Consider the following 19,046-nt stretch of genomic DNA (forward strand, 5'->3'; position numbering starts at 1 on the left):
GGCCTCCGCGATCAACCATACAGGTCACTCGATGTGTGACATTTATTGACGATTATGATCGCACCAGCTTCGGCCAACGTCTTAATGGAAGCGATCCCACCAGCGGACTTACCCGCTCGAACCACCCCAGAAGCGCGCCGACATCCCGGCAGAACAGCATTACTGGGTGCGCTTGAAAACGCATCAAGGGTCGGCCGCATCGCTCGCAAAAATGCTCCGCAAAGCCTCGCCGAACCATTCGAGCGGAAACCGTTCCGCAGCATTCTCAGGACGTATTCTTCGGCACCATCCGGCACAGCTCGAGCAATTGCGCCGGATTGCGGACGAGCGCGTCGGGTGATGCCGCACGCAACACCGGGTCGTCCCCTTCACCCCACGTCGCGGCCACCGCGACCACACCCGCTGCCTGGGCACTGGCCAGATCCGTCGGCGCGTCGCCGACCATCATCGCCGCCTCCGGCGCCACGTCGATGCGACGCAGCGCCTCCAGCACGATGTCGGGTGCCGGCTTGGGCCGGGGTACCTCATCCGAGCCGACCACCGCGTCGAAGTAGTCGTGCAGTTGCAGAATGCATATGAGTGAACGGGCGCGGCTCCCGCTCTTTCCAGTCGCGACCGCGAGCCGAATACGATTCGCCCTCAGCTCGCCGAGCATCTCCGGCACACCGTCGTACACCCGTACACGGTGCGCGAGACGGTAGCTTTCCCGCACAAACGGCTCCTCCATCGCGCCGGGCAGCCCCATCATCGCCATGATGTCCGGGAAGTAGCGACCCATGTGCCGGCTGTACTCCTCGAATGGCGGCGGCCCCGCCCCGACCACCTCGGCGTAGGCGACGGCGAACGCCTCGCGCATCACGTCGAAGCTGTCGACCAGCACGCCGTCGAGGTCGAACACCACGGCGGCCGGCCCGGCCAGGACGACGGGGCGTAGCAGCAGCGGTCCGTCCTCGGGCTCAACGATCGTCAACGCCAGCTCCCCCTCAGTCCATCGATGCGCGGCCGATCGCCGCAGGCACGGGTCCGGTCAGCGCATCGGACGGCGGTCCTAGCGCCGCCGCGCAGCTGTAGATGCGTTCGAGCACGTCGATCGACCAGCCGGCCCGGCGGATCGCCCGGCCACGCGCGGCCGGATCGCCGAGCAGCGCCGGCAGGTCGTCGAGCTGCCGGTCGTACTCGACGCCGATCCGCTCCTCCGGCAGCGGGACCGAGGCGACCCGGCCGCCCCGGGCGACGGTCAGCACCGGACGCGGCAGCCGGTTGGGGCTGAAGCCGAACGTGGTGCGCAACGTCGCCGTGCCGGCGATCCCCTCCAGGACCACCGTCGTCGCGTCGTGGACCTCGTGCGACGCCCAGCTGGCGCGCAGCGAGACCCCGGTGCCCCCGGCCGTGACCAGGAACCCGTACGCGGTGTCCTCGACGTCGGATCGATGCTCCTGCGCCGGCGGCGGCTGCTCGTCGCGCCAGGCCGCCCGCCAGGACTGGTTGTTGATCAACAGTGACGAGGTGGTCCCCACCACGCGGCTGACCTCGCTGTACCCGAGCAGGGCGCCACCGACGTCGAGCAGGTGCGAGCCGAGGTCGATCAGCGCGCCGCCCCCGGACAGGTGACGCCGGGTGAACCACTCACCCGCCGACGGCACCCCGCGGGCGCGGACCCAGGCCAGCTCGACGTGGCGGAGCCGGCCGATCGACGGCCGGACCCGGCGCAGCGCCTCCAGGTCCGACCGGTAGAGAGCGGCGCTGCCGGCCAGCAGCGTCGCGCCGGCACTGCGCTCGGCCTCGGCCAGCCGGGTCACCTCGGCCGACGTCAGGCACACCGGCTTCTCGAGGAAGACCGAGATCCCCCGGTCGAGCAGCCGGCAGGCGACCTCGCAGTGCAGGTGGTTCGGCACGGCCACGACGGCGAGGTCCACGTCACCCGGGTCGAGGCCGGCCAGGTCACGGTGCCGGGCCACGGAGTCGTCCAGGTCGACACCTGCCCAGGCCGACGGGTCCCGGTCCACGACCGCCACGAGCCGCAGCCCGGCGCGGCCGGCGAGCCGGGGGAGCCAGATCGACCGGGCCGCCCAGCCCATCCCGACCAGGGCTATGCGGCACGGGACCGGGCCGGCACCGCGCCCGGCAACCACGGCCCCGCTCATCGCCGCGGCGACGAGTCGAGCACCTCGGCCAGCACCCCGGCGACCGCGTGCATCTGCTCCTGCGTGCCCAGCAGGACCCGATGGTGCAGCCAGACGCAGTCCGCGCTGATGGCCTCCGATACCGGGCACCGCTCGGCGATCTCGTCCGGCGTCTCGTCCGGCGCGCCGCGCTCCCAGAAGCCCGCGATGCGGTGGATCGCGCGGAAGGCGGCAAAGGCCGGCACACCCCGCGCCACCAGCTCGTCGACGACGGCGTTGCGCCGCTGTTCGCCGATGCCGGGCAGGCGGAACATCGCCATGTAGTGCGGGTTGCGGTCGCACCGCGGGTCGCTTCCCTGCGGCACCACCGCGGGAATCTCGGCCAGCAGCGTGCGCAGCAGCGCCCACCGCTGTTCGCGCACGGCGGTCTGCTCGTCCAGCCGGCCGAGCTGCGCCCGCAGCACGCCGGCGGAGAACTCGTTGAGCCGGAAGTTGGACCCGCCGGTGCGGTGCCGGTAGTGCCGGTCGTCGCGGGGCCGGCCGCAGCTGTGCCGCAGGAACGCCGCCTCGTAGAGGTCGTCGTCGGCGAACACCAGCGCGCCGCCCTCGCCGGCCGTCATCAGCTTGCCGTTCTGGAAGCTGAACGCCGCGACCGAGCCCAGCTCGCCGACGCGCCGGCCGTGCCACCGGGCACCGTGCGCGTGCGCGGCATCCTGGATGATCGCGATCCCCGCGGCGGCGGCCAGCTTGCCCAGGGCGTCCATGTCGGCCACCTGGCCGGCCATGTGGACCGGCATCACCGCCCGGGTGCGCCCGGTGATCGCCGCCTCGGTGGCCGCCCTGTCCAGGCAGTACGTGTCCGGGTCGACGTCCACCGGCACCGCGACCGCGCCGAGGCGCTGAACGGCCAGCGCCGAGGAGAAGAACGTGAAGGCCGGCACGATGACCTCCGTGCCGGGGCCGACGCCGAGGACCTCGAGACCGAGCTCCAGGGCATGGGTACCGTTCGTCACGGCGAGCGCGTGCGCGGCACCGTGATACGCGGCGAACTCACGCTCGAACTCGTCCACCTCGCCGCCGGCCATGCGCCACCACCCGGGTTGGCCGAGCGCGCGTAGCAGCCCGGCCCGCTCCTCGTCCCCGAACTGCGGCCAGTTCGGAAATTCCATCGGAGCACCATGCTCATTCATGCGGATTCGCCTTCCAACGGGGAACGGCACACGAAAGAGAAATGCGTCGCCTCGACGCGGCGCGCGATTGTCGTCGACCGCCCATGACGTACAGATATCGACAGATGCTGACCAAACGGTATCCTCGCCCGTCGGGCGCCTCAACCCCTATGCCCGTTCACCGCCACCAAGGCCGTGCGGCGGCCACAACCCCTATCGGCGACGATAATTTTTTACCGGCCGGTCAAATCATTGGCGACAATGCCGCGGCGTCCTCGGCCAGCAGCAGCGCCCCGCGCAGCGACGGGTTCGGCACCGCCGCCGCCACCACGGCCGCCGGCGGCTGGCCGGTGCGCGCCAACCGCGCGACCTGCTCGGCGACCAGCCCGGCGTAGCCGGGCACCGCGCCGGCGAATCCGCCGCCGACGGCGACCAGCGCAGGGTGCAGCAGCTCACTGACGCCGACGACGGCCAGCGCCACGGCGTCGGTGCCGTCCCGCAGCGCCGTGACCGCCCAGGGTTCGGCGGCCGCGAATGCCCCGACGAACTCCTCGGCCGGCACGGCCCGCCGGCGCAGGGCGGCCGCGCGGGCCAGGGTGGCCGGGCCGGACGCCACCGCCTGCAGGCAGCCTTGCCGGCCGCAGCGGCAGCGCGGTCCCGCCGGGCGCACCGGCAGGTGGCCCAGTTCGAAGGAGCCCAGCGCCGGACCGGGCACCATGCGGCCGCCGAGCACCAGCCCGCCACCGATCCCGGTGCCCACGCCCACGTAGAGCAGGTCACCGCAGCCGGTGTGCCTGGACTCGGCCACGGCGGCCACGTCGCCGTCGTCGCCCCACTGGACCGCGGCGCCGGGCACGAGCGCCGCCAAGGTCCGCGGCACGTCGAGGCCGATCCAGCTCGGCCGGTTCGGCCAGGCCGAGATCCGGCCGTGCCCGTCCACCGTCGCGGGCAGCGCCACGCCCGCCGACCGGACCGCCCCGCCGGCGCGCGCGAGCAGCGCACGAACCGCGCCGGTCAACGCCTCCAGATCCGCGGCGAGGCCGCCGGCGACCGGCCAGGTGAACACGTCCTCGTGCACACCCCGGTCACCGACGGCCCGCAGGGCGACCTTCGTGCCGCCCAGGTCGATCCCGAGCAGGGTCACACCGGCAGCGCTTCCAGCACGTGGAAGTTCGGGTGCTCGGGCACCGTCACCACCGCGCCGAGTCGCAGGCCGGACTTGCCGAACAGGGCCTCGAACTCCTCCAGCGTGCGTTCGCGACCGGAGTGGAAGGCCATCATCTCCATGTCGCTCATGGCCAGCACCCTGCGGGCCATCGGATCGGTCACCTCGTCCTGGGCCGGGACGACCGAGGTGAGCACGAGGATCTTGCCGTCGGCCGCCACCGCGTCGCGGCAGTTGCGCAGGATCCGCGCCGACGCGTCGTCGTCCCAGTCGTGCAGGATGTGCTTGAGCAGGTACGCGTCAGCGCCCGGCGGGACCGAGCGGAAGAAGTCGCCGCGCTGGACCTCGCAGCGCCCGGACACCCCGGCCGCCTCGAGCACGCCCGGCGTTTCGCGCAGGGCCGGCTCGATGTCGTACACCACGCCCGAGGCACCCTCGGTGGCGACGAGGACGGTGGACAGCAGCGAGCCGTCACCACCGCCGATGTCGACGATCCGGGTGAACGGCGAGAAGTCGTAGTGCGCGACCACCGCCGGGGCCAGCAGCGACGTCGTGGCCTTCATCGTGCCGTAGATCCGCTCCGCCAGCACCGGGTTGTCGGCCAGGTGGTCCCAGATCACCTGACCGAAGGCGTGGTAGAAGCCGGTGTTGCCGTGACGCACGGCCAGTTCGAGGGCGCCCCACGCCTGCCACAGTGTCGGGTCGCCGCACATCAACGCCGCCCCGTGGACCGGCGTCGGGGTGCTCTTGCAGAACAGCACCCCGATCGGGGTCAGGGCGAACCCGCCGTCGGCGGACTCGGTGGCGACGTCCAGCGCGACGAGGGCCCGTAGCAGGCGGTGCAGGGACGAGGCGTGCGTCTGCGTGGCCGCCGCGATCTCGTCCACCGACATCGTCGAGCCGGCCAGCACGTCGGGTATTCCCAGGCGTACCGCAGTGGTCACCACCTGCGAATAAGAATGGCCGAAGAATAGCGGAAAGATCTCGGCGAAATCGGGCTGTTCGATGTGTTCGTCGGACATCGATTGATCCCCTTGTTCGAGCGGCCGCCATTGATGTTTCCATCACTCTTTCCAGAAGTCTCCGGCCACACAACCCCTAACCTGCACCGCCCCTATTCGGCCGCCGCTGATCGACCATCGCGATCCGCCAGATAATTGCTGAGCGCCCGGATGATGAAACTCTGCGCGCCGGTGATCGGCACACCGCGGCGCGACATCCGCAGCAGCGGCGACGGCGCGCCGTTCTCCCGGATGCCCATCGACGCGTACCGGTACAGCCGGCGGATCCGGCGGCGCCGCTTGCGCTCGTACTCGCGCAGCGCCTCCTCCGGCGCGGCGGCCCGCAGCAGGCTGCGGCTGAGCACCCAGGCGTCCTCCAGCGCCTGGTTGGCCCCCATGCCGGCCCGCGGCGGCACGGCGTGCAGCGCATCACCGATGAGCGTGATCCTGCCGCGGCTCCACGTCTTGGGTACCTGGTGCAGCACGTGCGGGAAGATCGTGATGTCGTCGTCGGTGATCACGTCCAGCAGCTGCGGCATCGGATCGGTGAACCCGGCGAAGCGGGCCTTGAGACTCGCGGCCGGTGAGACGCTCTGCTCGTCGAGCGCCCGCGCGGCGATCCCGTCCGCCAGCGTTCCCGGCGGCGTCGCGGACCCCACCGTCCACGGCGTCTCGAACGCCCAGTAGATGAGGTCGCCACCCAGCGAGTGCATCACGCACATGGCTTCCTTGGCGGTGAGGGTCTTGACCCGCCGGGTCCCGGTCAGCTCGGTGTCCACCCGGCTCACGCCGTGCCAGGTCGCCCAGCCCGTGTAGGCGGCGCGGTCGTGCTCGCCGAAGAGGTGCCGGCGGACCCGCGAGCCGAGCCCGTCCGCCCCGATCAGGACGTCGACCTCGGACGTGGTGCCGTCGGCGAAGGCGAGGGTGACCGCGCCGTCCGGGCGGTCCTCGTGCACGGCGGCGAGTTGTTTACCCAGTTGCAGGCAGCCGGCCGGCAGCTCGGCGGCCAGCCGGCCGAGCAGCTCGGCGCGCAGGAACACGACGTTGGGGGCACCGTAGCGGCGGGCGATCCGGTTGAGATCCAGCCGGATCAGCGCTGCTCCGTCAGCGGTGTGGATCGCCAGCCGCTCCAGCCGGTGGCCCATCTCGCCGGCCGGGAAGCCCAGGTCGCGCAGGATCCCGGTGCCGCTGGGCCACAGCAGCAGCCCGTAGCCGCTGGTCGGCAGCCGGCCGGCCTTCTCGAACACCGTCACCTGGTGCCCGCCGGCCTTCGTCAACGCGTATGCGCAGGCCAGCCCGCCGAGCCCCGCGCCGGCGATGCCAATTCTCATGATCCGAACTCCTCATCGTCGAAGTTGCGGCACAGCCAGGCGTCGACGGCCGCGGCCGCCGCCTCGGCGTGCTCCTCGAGCAGCGTGAAGTGGTTGCCCGGTACCTCCAGCGCGGTGTGCGGCAGGTCCCACCGCGCCTGCCAGCCGTCGCCGCCGCCCGCGAGATCCACGACCTCCGGCGACCACGGCTCGGCCGCCCTCAGGAAGAGCGTCGGCACGCCGGTCCGCGCCGGCCGCCAGTCGGCCATGAGCCGGTGATAGGCGCCCATGGCGGTCAGTCGGCTGTCGTTGAACAGCATGAACCGGCTCTCCCGGTCGATCATGTGTCTGGTGATCGACGTATTGAGCCAGCTGTACCCGAGCGTCGGCGAGTAGCTGTCGATGAGGACGACCGCGGCGGGTGCCCGGCCGGCCTGCTCCAGCCGGGTCGCCGCGGCGTGCGCGATCCAGCCGCCGGCCGAGCGGCCGACCAGGACGAACGCCCCCTCACCGGCACACCGCAGCGCCGCGTCGGCCTGCGCGGCCGCCAGCGCGTCCATGTCGGCCGGCAGCGGCTCGCCGTCGAGGAACCCGGGCTGCGGCAGCACCGCCACGCCCCGCCGATCGCGGAAGTACGCGGCGAACTTGGCGTACTCGTGCGGCCCCGCGACCGGCGTGGTCGACGGCAGGCACAGCACCATCGGCGCACGGCTGCCGCCGGTCAGCCGCACCGCGCCGGGCGCGACGTCGCGGGCCGCCGCCGCGTCGAACATGGGGTGCAGCTGGGCGGCGAGCCGCAGGAGCATCGAGCCCTCGTCGTACTTGCCCTGTTCGCAGGCCCGCCAGTACAGCGAGGCGACCGGCCCCAGTTCGCCGGCGTCGTCCGGGTCGGCCCGCTGCTGCGGGTCGTCCGGCGCGGGCCGGGCCGCCAGCCGCGCGTGCAGCGCGGCCGCGAGCGCGTCGGCCGTCGGGTGGTCGAACACGATGCCCGCCGGCAACCGCAGGCCGATCGCGGCGCCGAGCTTGTTGCGCAGCTCGACAGCGGTCAGGGAGTCCAGGCCGAGTTCGAGGAACGGCCGGCTGGACCCCACCTGAGCGGTGGAGGAGTGCCCCAGTACGCCGGCCAGGCACCCCACGATCAGCTCGACCAGCAGCCGGTCGCGCTCGCCGGCCGGCGCGGCGGCGAACCGGGCCGGCCAGCCATCGACGCCGTCCCGCGGCGCCGCGGCCGCGGTCCGCCGCCGGCTCCCGGGCCGGACAAGATCGCGTAGCAGCGGCACCGCACCGCCGTCGGACCGGGCGAGCGTGGCGACGTGCAGCCGCATCGGCAGCACGACCGGATCGGCCGTCTCCCCCGCCGCGTCGAACAGCGCCAGCGCCTCGCCGGTGGGCAGCGGCTCGAACCCGGAACGGGCGATCCGGTCCCGGTCGGCCGTGCTCAGCCGCCCGGTGATGCCGCTGGTCTGCTCCCACAGTCCCCATGCCAGCGACTGGCCCGGCAGCCCCGCGGCCCGGCGCCGGGCCGCCAGCGCGTCGAGGAAGACGTTCGCCGCCGCATAGTTGGCCTGTCCCGGCCCGCCGAGCACCCCGGCGGCCGAGGAGAACAGTACGAACGCCGACAGGTCCATGGTGCTGGTCAGCTGGTGCAGGTTGAGCGCCGCGTCCGCCTTCGGCCGCAGCACCTCGGCCAGCCGCTGCGGCGTGAGCGACAGCGCCACCGTGTCATCGACGACGCCGGCGACGTGGACCACGGCCGTGAGCGGCCCCTGCCGGGTGACGTCGGCCAGCAGTGCGGCGAGGGCCGGCCGGTCCGCGGCGTCGCAGGCGGCGACGACCACCTCCGCGCCGAGCGCGGTCAGCTCTTCCGCGAACTGCCGGGCGCCCTCGGCGTCGGGTCCGCGCCGGCTCGTCAGCACGAGTCTCGTCGCGCCGTGGGCGGTGACCAGATGACGGGCCACCGCCTGGCCGAGGGTGCCGGTGCCGCCGGTGACGAGGACCGTGCCGGACAGCCGCCGAGGCGGCGGCAGGGTGAGCACGATCTTCCCGACGTGCCGGGCCTGGCTCATGCAGCGGAACGCCTCGACGGCCCGGTGCATGCTCCAGGCGCGGACCGGCAGCGGTTCCAGCGTCGCCGCGGAGCACCCGGACAGCACGGTGGCGAGGATCTCGCCCAGCCGGTCCGGGCCCGCGTCGACGAGCTCGAAGCTGCGGTACGACCGACCGGGGAACTCGGCGGCGACGGCCGCCGGGTCACGGACGTCGGCCTTGCCCATCTCGACGAACCGGCCAGCCGGCGCCAGCAGGCGCAGCGACGCGTCCACGAACCGCCCGGACAGGGAGTCCAGGACGACGTCGACGCCTCGCCCGCCGGTCCCGGCGCGGAACTTCGCCTCGAACTCGGTGTCCCGCGACGAGGCGATGTGCGAGTCGTCGAGGCCCAGCCGCCGCAGGACCGCCCACTTGGCCGGGCTCGCGGTCGCGAAGACCTCCGCGCCGAGCAGCCGGGCGATCTGCACCGCGGCCATGCCGACCCCGCCGGCGGCCGCGTGCACCAGCACCTGTTCCCCGGGGCGCACCTCGGCGAGGTCGTGCAGCCCGTAGTAGGCGGTCAGGAATGCGACGGGCACCGCGGCGGCCGTGCTGAAGGTCCAGCCGGGCGGGACCGGCGCGAGCAGCCGGTGGTCGGTGACGGCGGTCGGCCCGAACGCGCCGGGGAGCAGGCCGAGCACCCGGTCCCCGACCGCCAGGCCGGCCACCTCGGGGCCGACCTCGACGACGACGCCGGCGCCCTCCAGACCCATCCGGCCGGCATCGCCCGGGTACTGCCCGAGGACGTTGAGGACGTCGCGGAAGTTGAGCCCGGCCGCCCGGACCGACACCCGGACCTGACCGGCCGTCAGCGGGGCGGCCACCTCCGGTGCCGGCACCACGGCGAGGCCGTCGATCGTTCCGGCGGTACCGACGTCCAGCCGCCACGGCTCAAGGGCCGGGAAGTCGAACCGGTCCCGGGTCGCCCGGGCCAGCCGCAGGACGTGCCACCCGCCGTCCCGCAACGCCAGCTGCGGCTCACCGGCCGCCTGCACCGCGGACACGAACTCGGCGACCGGTGGCGGCGCCGCCCAGGGGTCCAGGTCCACCAGGACGAGCCGGCCCGGGTGCTCGGACTGCACCGACCGGAGCAGCCCCCAGACCGGCGCCGCGGCGAGGTCTGCCACGTCGCCGCCGAGCACCGGCACGGCACCACGGGTGACGACGATCAGGCCGCTCGCCGCGCACCGCTCGTCGGCGAGCCACGCCTGGGCGAGCTCGAGCGTCCGGAGCGTGGTCGCGTGGACGGCGGCGGCGTCCGGGACGTCCGGCCCGGCGTCGCCACCTTCGGCGGCCGGCGTCGGCGAGCCGGCGACCGGGACCAGAAGGGTCCCGCTGTCCCCGGGGAACGCTTCCAGGTCGGCCCAGGCCGGCCCGCCGAGGCCGAACGTGTCCTGGCCCAGCCAGCCGTACCGTTCGGCGGTCCTCCCTTCGGTGGCCGCGGGCAACGCCGCCCAGTCCAGGCGGAACATGGCGTTGCCGACGGCCGGGGCCGGGCCGAGCGGGCGCAGCGCAAGCTCGTCGACCGCGAGGACCGGATTGCCCTCGGTGTCGAACGCGGTGAGGCCCAGGGCCCCGGCATCGCCCGGAGTGAGCCGGGCGCGCAGCACCGTCGCCCCACCGGCGGCCAGGGTCACACCCGACCACATGAACGGCACGGCGCCGGTGCTCGAGTCGCCGAGGAACGGGCCGTACCCGGCGACGTGCAGCACCGCGTCCAGCAGCGCCGGATGCACCCCGAACCGCGCGGCCTCGGCCGCCTCGGTGTCCGGCAGCCGCACCTCGACGTACACCGTGCCGGCATGCCGCCAGGCGGCTTGGACCCCTTGGAACACCGGTCCGTAGTCGAAGCCGGCGCGCTCGCACTGCTCGTAGAGGTCGTCGACGTCGAGCGGCTCCGCGTCGGTGGGCGGCCACGCCGGTGCCGCAGGCGCGCCGGGCGACGCCGGTTGCGGCACGAGGACACCCTGCGCGTGGACGGACCACGGCTCGGCCGGGTCGGCCCCATCCTCGCGGGAGTACACGGTCAGTGCCCGGCGGTCGCTGCTGTCCGGGGCCGCGAGGCGGAGCTGGACGAGCGTCGCGCGGTCGTCCGGCAGGACCAGCGGGTTGCTGAGCGTGAGCTCCTCCAGCCGATCGCACCCGGCCTCCCGGCCGGCGCGGAGCGCGAGCTCGACGAACGCGGTCCCGGGCAGCAGCCGCCGGCCGCCCACGACGTGCTCGCCCAGCCATGGGTGGACGCTGGCGGAGAGACGACCGGTCAGCACCGTCTCGCCGCTCTCGGCAAGCTCGACGGCGGTGTTCAGCAGCGGATGGTCGAGGCCGCCGGGTGCATGGTCCGCCGGCGCGCTGTCGAGCCAGTAGCGCTGCCGCTGGAAGGCGTACGTCGGCAGCTGCACCGGCTGGGCCGGGACACCCGCGTGCACGGCCCCCCAGTCGATCCGATGCCCCCGCACGAACAACTCACCCGCCGCCGTCAGCACCTGCCGGACCCCGTCCACCGTCCGCCGCTGCGCCGCGACCACCCCCACCCGACCATCAACACCCTCAGCCACCATCGGTGTCAGCACCGCATCCGGCCCGACCTCCACCACCGTCGACACACCCAGCCCCACCAACGCCGCCACCGCATCCGCGAACCGCACCGGCTCCCGCACCTGCCGCACCCAATACCCCGGATCCGCCCACCCCTCCTCATCAACCCGACCCGACACCGTCGACACCAACGCCACCCTCGGCACCCGGAACGTCACCTCAGCCAACACCGCCGCAAACTCCGCCAACATCGGCTCCACCAACCCCGAATGCAACCCCCGACCACCACGCAACCGCCGCACCCGACAACCCGCCGCCACCAACCGCTCCTCCACCACACCCACCGCACCCACCGGCCCCGACACCACCACCGACGACGGCGAATTCACCGCCGCGACCTCAACCCCATCCACCAACAACGGCACCACCACATCCACACCAGCCGCCACCGCCACCATCAACCCCTCCCCCAACCCCTGCATCAACCGACCCCGCGCCGCCACCACCCGACACCCATCCGCCAACGACCACACCCCAGCCACACACGCCGCCACCAACTCCCCCAACGAATGCCCAACCAACACATCCCCCACCACACCCCACGACTCCAACAACCGCACCAACGCCACCTCCACCGCGAACAAGCCCGCCTGCGCAAACACGGTTTCGTCCACCAGCCGCCCCGCACCGTCCACGTCCAGCACCACATCCCGCACCGACACCCCGAAACCAGCACCACCCAACCACCCATCCAGCAACCCACACACCTCGTCGAGCACATCCGCGAACACCCCGAACCGCGCATACAGTGCAGCGCCCATTCCGGCCCATTGCGCCCCCTGGCCCGAAAACACCAGGCCGACCCCACCCCGCGACCGAACCGCCGGACCCGGCACCACCGCATCAAGCCCGGCCATCAACTCCTCGACGTCCGAACCCACCACCACCGCCCGCTCCCCGAACACCGACCGCGCCGCCAACGACACCGCCACATCACCAACCCGCACACCACCGCCCGACACGAACTCACGCAACCGCACCGCCTGATCCCGCAACGCCACCCCCGACCGCGCCGACAACACCCACGCCACCGGACCTCCAACCGCCTCCCGCTCCAACAGAGGAGACTCCGGCACCTGCTCCAAAATCACGTGGGCATTCGTCCCACTGATCCCGAACGACGACACACCCGCCCGCCGAACCCGGTCAACGACCGGCCAATCCGCCAGCTCCCGCACCACCTCGACGCCACCGGCCGACCAGTCCACCACCGGCGACAACTCACGCGCGTGCAACGACGCCGGCACGACTCCGGTCTGCAACGCCAGCACCATCTTCATCACGCCGGCCACACCGGCGGCCGCCTGCGTGTGGCCCACGTTCGACTTCACCGAACCCAGCAGCAGCGGCGCCCCGACCCGGCCACCGAACACGCCCAACAACGCCCCGACTTCGATCGGGTCACCCAACCGCGTCCCAGTACCGTGGCCCTCCACCACATCCACGTCGCCCGGCCCCAACCCGGCTGAACCCAACGCCGACCTCAGCACCCGCTCCTGGGCCCGGCCCGACGGCGCCGTCAAACCATTCGACGCACCGTCCTGATTCACCGCGGAACCCCGCACCACCGCCAACGGACGACGCGCCACAGACAACCGCTGCAACACCAACACCCCAACGCCCTCGGACCAACCCGTGCCGTCGGCATCGGCGCCGAACGCCTTGCACCGACCATCGGGCGCCAGACCTCGCTGCCGGCTGAAGTTCGCGAAGATCATGGGCGTGGCCATGGTGGTCGCACCGCCGACCAGGGCCAGGTCGCATTCGCCGCAGCGCAGGGCCTGGACCGCCAGGTGCAGCGCCACCAGCGACGACGAGCACGCCGTGTCCACCGTCACCGCCGGACCCTCCAGTCCCAGCGTGTACGCGACCCGCCCCGACAGGATGCTGCCGGCGTTGCCGGTGAGCAGGTAGCCCTCGACCTCCGGCTGTGTCCGATGCAGACGGATGGCGTAGTCCTGGTTGCTCGTGCCGACGTACACGCCGGTCTGGCTGCCCTTCAACGACAGCGGATCGATCCCGGCCCGCTCCAGCGCCTCCCACGACGTCTCCAGCAACAACCGCTGCTGCGGATCCATCGCCAACGCCTCACGCGGCGAGATCCCGAAGAACTCCGCATCGAAGCCCGCGACACCATCGATGAAACCGCCGTGCCGCACGTACGACTTCCCCGGCGCATCCGGATCCTCGTCGAACAACGCGTCCAGGTCCCAGCCCCGGTCGCGCGGGAATTCCGCGATGCCGTCGACGCCGCGGACGAGCATGTCCCACAGCTCCTCTGGCGAGTTCGCCCCGCCGGGGAACCGGCATCCCATGCCGACGATGGCGATGGGCTCGTCGTCGGAACGGGCCGCGGTCGCCGGCGCCGTCACCGCCGGGGCGTCTCCGACCAGCTCCGAGTAGAGGTGGTCGGCGAGCGTGGTGACGCTCGGGTGGTCGAAGACCAGCGTCGCCGCCAGCCGCAGGCCGGTCAGCGTCGCGAGCCGGTTGCGCAGGTCGATCGCCGTCAGGGAGTCGAAGCCCTGCTCGATGAAGGCCCGGTCGACGTCGACCGCATCGGGCGAGACGTGGCCGAGCACCGCCGTCGTCTCGGCCCGCACCGCATCGAGCACCAGCTGCCGCCGCTCGGCCGGCGGCCGGTCGAGGACGCGCTGCGCGAACGGGGCTTCCGCCGCGGCCGGTCCGGCGGCCGCGGCGGCCTGGCGTACCGGAGTCCGGACCAGCTCGCGCAGCAGCGACGGCGGCTGGCCGCGCCCCGCGGCGAACGCGCTCAGGTCCAGTCGCATCGGTGCCACCAGGGGCCGCTCGACCGCGATCGCCCGGTCGAACAGCGCCAGCCCTTCCTCGGTCGGCATGGCCACGAGCCCGCCCTGGCCGATTCGCCGGAAGTGGGTGTCGGCGAGCTTCGCGGTCATGGCGCTGGTCTCGGCCCACCAGCCCCACGCCAGCGAGTGCGCGGGCAGCCCTTGCGCCCGGCGGTGCGCCGCCAGCCCGTCGAGGAAGACGTTCGCCGCCGCGTAGTTGGCCTGTCCGGCCCCACCGAACACGCCCGACGTCGAGGAGAACAGCACGAACGCCGACAGGTCGAGGTCGCGGGTGAGCTCGTGCAGGTGCCAGGCGGCGTCGACCTTCGGCCGGAAGACCGTCTCGACGTGCCGGTGCTCCATCGTGTCGAGCACGCCGTCCTGGGTCACACCCGCGGTGTGCACGACCGCGGTCAGCGGACGGTCCACCGGAACGCTTGCGAGCAGCGCGGCCACCGCCGACCGGTCCGCCAGGTCGCACGCGGCCATCGTCACCGTGGCCCCGGCGTCGACGAGGTCGGCCTCCAGCTCCGCCGCGTTCGGCGCGCCGGCTCCCCGGCGGCTCACCAGCAGCAGATGGCGCACGCCGTGCCGGGCCACGAGGTGGCGGGCGAGCGCGGCGCCGAGCGTGCCGGTCGCCCCGGTCAGCAGGACGGTGCCGGCGTCGGTCCACGGCTGGGGCCGGTCCCGCTCGGGTGCCGCCCGCACGAGCCGCGGGGCATACAGCGTGCCACTGCGCAGGGCGAGCTGGGCCTCGTCCGGCGCCCCGGCCAGGTCGGGCAGCGTCTGGTCGTCGTCACCGGCCGGGTCGAGGTCGAGCAGCAGCAGGCGGCCGGGGTGCTCCGACTGGGCAGTGCGCAGCAGGCCCCACACCGGCACCGACCCGAGGTCAGGCGACTCGGCGCCGACCGGGACCGCGCCCCGGGTCACCACGACGAGCCGCACCGCGCGGAGCCGCTCGTCGGTCAGGAACCGCTGCACGGTGGTGAGGACCTGCTTGGTGATGGCGTGCGCCCGCCCGACGACGTCGGCGTCGCCGGACGGCGCGACGGACAGGAATACGGTGCCGGTGGTCGCACCTTCCGCGTACGCCGCGGCGAGCGGGTCGCCACCGTCCAGGCCGACGAGCACCGCGCCCGGCGCCCGGCCGGCGGGCCCGACGGCCACCCAGTCGACGCCGAACAGCGACCGGTCGAGCGCGTCGCCGGCGCCGGTCAAGGTGGCCATCGGACGGAACGTCAGCGACTCGACCGTCACGACCGGTGCGCCCGCGACGTCGACCATCTCCACGGCGACGCCGCCGGCGGCCACCTTGGTCAACCTGGCCCGGACGGCGGCGGCGCCGGATGCCCACAGCCGGACTCCCGACCAGGTGAACGGCATCCAGCCGGCGGCCGACGCGTCCACCAGCCCGGCGTAGCCGACGGCCTGCAGCGCCGCATCGAGGAGGGCGGGGTGAACCCCGAACCGGGCCGAGTCGCCGGACACCGGCTCCGGTAGCGCCGCCTCCACGAAGAACTCGCCATCCCCCTGCCAGGCCGACCGCAGCCCCTGAAAGGTCGGCCCGTACTCGAATCCGGCCGCCGCCGACTGCTCATACAGCCGGTCGACGTCGACGGGTCCGGCCGCCGCGGGCGGCCAGGCGCCGGCCCAGTCCGCGGTCCCGGCCGCGCCGCGGGTCAGGAAGCCGGCCGCGAGGCGCGTCCACGGGTCGTCGCCCGCACCGTCACCGGGCCGGGAATGGAACGTCAGCGACCGGCGGCCCGTGTCGTCCGGGGCGGTCACCTGGATCTGGAGCTGAACCGCCTCATGCTCAGGCAGGACGAGCGGGGCCAGCAGCGTCAGCTCGTCGACGACCGGGCAGCCCACCTGGTCGCCCGCCCAGATCGCCAGCTCGACGAACGCCGTGCCCGGGAAAAGCACGACGCCGCCCACCTTGTGATCGGCGATCCACGGGTGCGACTGGACGGAGATCCGGCTCGTGTACACCATGCCGCCGGCCTCGGCGACGGTGATCGCCGCGCCGACCAGCGGGTGGTCCGCCGCTTGCAGGCCGGCCTTCGACACATCGCCGGGCACCGATCCCGTGGCGTCGATCCAGTAGCGCTGCCGCTGGAAGGCGTACGTCGGCAGATCGACACCCCGCCCAGCACCCGCCAGCACCCGCCCCCACGCGACATCATGCCCACGCACGTACAACTGCGCCAACGCACTGAGCAGCGCCCGATCCGCCGGCTCCTGCCGCCGCTGCGCCGCCACCACCCCAACCCGATCCGACCCGCCATCCACACACTCAGCCACCATCGGCGCCAGCACCGCATCCGGCCCGACCTCAATCACCACCCCCACACCCAGCCCCACCATCGCCGCCACCGCATCCGCGAACCGCACCGGCTCCCGCACCTGCCGGACCCAGTACCCCGCCTCGCCCAACACCCCAGGCTCCACCACCGCACCCGTCAAGCCGGACACCACCACCGCCCGACCCGCTCCCGCCGTGATCCCCTCCACCGCAGCACCGAACTCACCCAACACCGGATCAACCAGCGCCGAATGAAAGCCATAACCAACACCCAGCACCGAACACCGCACCTCGCGACCCCGCATCACCCCAGCGAACTCCTCAACCAACCCAGCCGGCCCCGACACCACCACCGACGTCGGCGAGTTCACCGCCGCGATCTCCAACCCGTCCGGCAGCCACCCCCGTACCTCCCGTTCACCGGCCCGCACCGCCACCATCCCGCCACCAGCCACCAACCGCTGCATCACCGAACCCCGCGCCGACACCAACCGGCACGCGTCCTCCAACGTCAACACCCCCGCCACACACGCCGCCGCCACCTCACCAACCGAATGTCCGGCCACCACATCAGCCACCACACCCCACGACTCCAGCAACCGCGCCAAAGCCACCTCCACCGCGAACAACCCCGCCTGCGCAAACACGGTCTCGTTCACCAACCGCCCCGCACCGTCCACATCCAGCACCACATCCCGCACCGACACCCCGAAGCCGGCACCCCCCAGCCACCCATCCAGCAACCCACACACCTCATCGAACACATCCGCGAACGCCCCGAACCGCGCATACAACCCGGCACCCATCCCCACCCACTGCGCACCCTGACCCGAAAACACCAGACCCACCCCACCCGGCGACCGAACCGAACCAGGCACCACCGCATCGAGCCCGGCCATCAACTCCTCGACGTCCGAACCCACCACCACCGCCCGCTCCCCAAACACCGACCGCGCCGCCAACGACACCGCCACATCACCCACCCGAACACCGCCACCAGCCACAAACTCACGCAACCGCACCGCCTGATCCCGCAACGCCACCCCCGACCGCGCTGAAAGCACCCACGCCACCGCGCCCGGTTCCAGTTCCGGTTCCAGTTGTGGCTCCGGCCGTTCCGGCGCCTGCTCCAGGATCACGTGGGCATTCGTCCCGCTCACCCCGAACGACGACACACCAGCCCGCCGCGGCCGGCCCACCACCGGCCACTCGACCGGCTCCCGCACCACGTCAACCCCACCAACCGACCAGTCCACCTCCGACGACAACTCGCCCGCGTGCAGCGACGCCGGCACCACACCGGCCCGCAACGCCAACACCATCTTCATCACGCCGACCAACCCAGCCGCCGCCTGCGTATGACCCACATTCGACTTCACCGAACCCAACAACACCGGCGCCCCAACCCGACCACCGAACACCCCCAACAACGCCCCGACCTCAATCGGATCACCCAACCGCGTCCCCGTCCCGTGACCCTCCACCACATCGACATCGCCCACACCCAGACCGGCCGAACCCAACGCCGACCTGAGAACCCGCTCCTGCGCACGACCCGACGGCGCCGTCAAACCATTCGACGCGCCGTCCTGATTCACCGCCGAACCCCGCACCACCGCCAACGGACGACGCGCCACAGACAACCGCTGCAAGACCAGCACGCCAACGCCCTCGGACCAACCCGTGCCATCGGCACCGGCGCCGAACGCCTTGCACCGGCCGTCCGGCGCCAAGCCCCGCTGCCGGCTGAACTCCATGAAAACGCCCGGTGTCGTGAGCAGGCCGATGCCGCCGACCAGGGCCAGGTCGCACTCGCCGCGCCGCAGCGACTGGACCGCCAGGTGCAACGCCACCAGCGACGACGAGCACGCCGTGTCCACCGTCACCGCCGGACCCTCCAGACCCAGCGTGTACGCGACCCGCCCCGACACCACGCTGGCCGCGTTCCCGGTGAGGAGGTAGCCGCCGAGCGCGTCGAGGGACTGGTCCGGCCGGGTGGCGTAGTCCTGGCCGCTGGTACCGGCGAACACGCCGGTCTGGCTGCCCTTCAACGACAGCGGATCGATCCCCGCCCGCTCCAGCGCCTCCCACGACGCCTCCAGCAACAACCGCTGGCGCGGATCCATCGCCAACGCCTCACGCGGCGAGATCCCGAAGAACCCGGCGTCGAAGTCGGCAATGCCTTCGATGAAGCCGCCGTGCCGCACGTACGACTTGCCCGGGGCGTCCGGATCCTCGTCGTACAACGCATCCAGGTCCCAGCCCCGGTCGCGCGGGAACTCGGTGATCGTGTCCACGCCGTCGACCAGCTGCTGCCACAGGGCCTCGGGGGTGTTCACGCCGCCGGGCAGGCGGCACGCCATGCCGACGATCGCGATCGGCTCGTTCGCCGCGTCGAGCAGTTGCTGGTTGCGTTCCCGCAGGCGCTGCACCTCCTTCAGCGATCCACGTAGTGCCTCGATGAGTTCGGCGTTGGACGTGTCCACAGG

At 72.8% G+C, this 19,046-nt stretch carries 7 protein-coding genes; all 7 read right to left on the reverse strand.

From position 1 onward, the window contains the following. Positions 1–265: 265 nt before the first annotated feature. The 7 genes from ACQEVZ_RS46295 to ACQEVZ_RS46325 all read right to left on the reverse strand — a co-directional run bounded on the left by ACQEVZ_RS46295 (position 266) and on the right by ACQEVZ_RS46325 (position 19,043). Positions 266–964, reverse strand: a complete 699-nt coding sequence (locus ACQEVZ_RS46295; RefSeq protein ID WP_433386098.1) for an HAD-IA family hydrolase — start codon at positions 962–964, stop codon at positions 266–268. 19 nt (positions 965–983) lie between these two features. Next, positions 984–2,132: a Gfo/Idh/MocA family protein gene (locus ACQEVZ_RS46300; protein WP_433380294.1), complete on the reverse strand. Its 1,149-nt coding sequence runs from the start codon at positions 2,130–2,132 to the stop codon at positions 984–986. An 8-nt stretch (positions 2,133–2,140) separates the two neighbouring features. Then, positions 2,141–3,313 (reverse strand): DegT/DnrJ/EryC1/StrS family aminotransferase, encoded by a 1,173-nt coding sequence (locus ACQEVZ_RS46305; RefSeq protein ID WP_433380297.1) that lies wholly within the window; start codon positions 3,311–3,313, stop codon positions 2,141–2,143. Positions 3,314–3,536: 223 nt separating this feature from the next. Next, on the reverse strand, positions 3,537–4,436 hold the full coding sequence (locus tag ACQEVZ_RS46310; protein ID WP_433380300.1) for an ROK family protein: 900 nt from the start codon (positions 4,434–4,436) through the stop codon (positions 3,537–3,539). Beyond that, positions 4,433–5,479, reverse strand: coding sequence for a methyltransferase (locus ACQEVZ_RS46315; protein WP_433380303.1), 1,047 nt, complete (start codon positions 5,477–5,479; stop codon positions 4,433–4,435). Before ACQEVZ_RS46315 ends, ACQEVZ_RS46310 begins: the two co-directional genes overlap by 4 nt. Positions 5,480–5,571: 92 nt before the next feature. Then, the gene (locus tag ACQEVZ_RS46320) at positions 5,572–6,789 is read right to left on the reverse strand and encodes an FAD-dependent monooxygenase (RefSeq protein WP_433380306.1); all 1,218 of its coding nucleotides are present in this window, start codon (positions 6,787–6,789) and stop codon (positions 5,572–5,574) included. Then, positions 6,786–19,043: an SDR family NAD(P)-dependent oxidoreductase gene (locus ACQEVZ_RS46325; RefSeq protein ID WP_433380309.1), complete on the reverse strand. Its 12,258-nt coding sequence runs from the start codon at positions 19,041–19,043 to the stop codon at positions 6,786–6,788. Before ACQEVZ_RS46325 ends, ACQEVZ_RS46320 begins: the two co-directional genes overlap by 4 nt. Between the last annotated feature and the right edge of the window lie 3 nt (positions 19,044–19,046).

The sequence above is a fragment of the Dactylosporangium sp. CA-152071 genome, assembly GCF_050936335.1.
Classification (GTDB): Bacteria; Actinomycetota; Actinomycetes; order Mycobacteriales; family Micromonosporaceae; genus Dactylosporangium; species Dactylosporangium maewongense.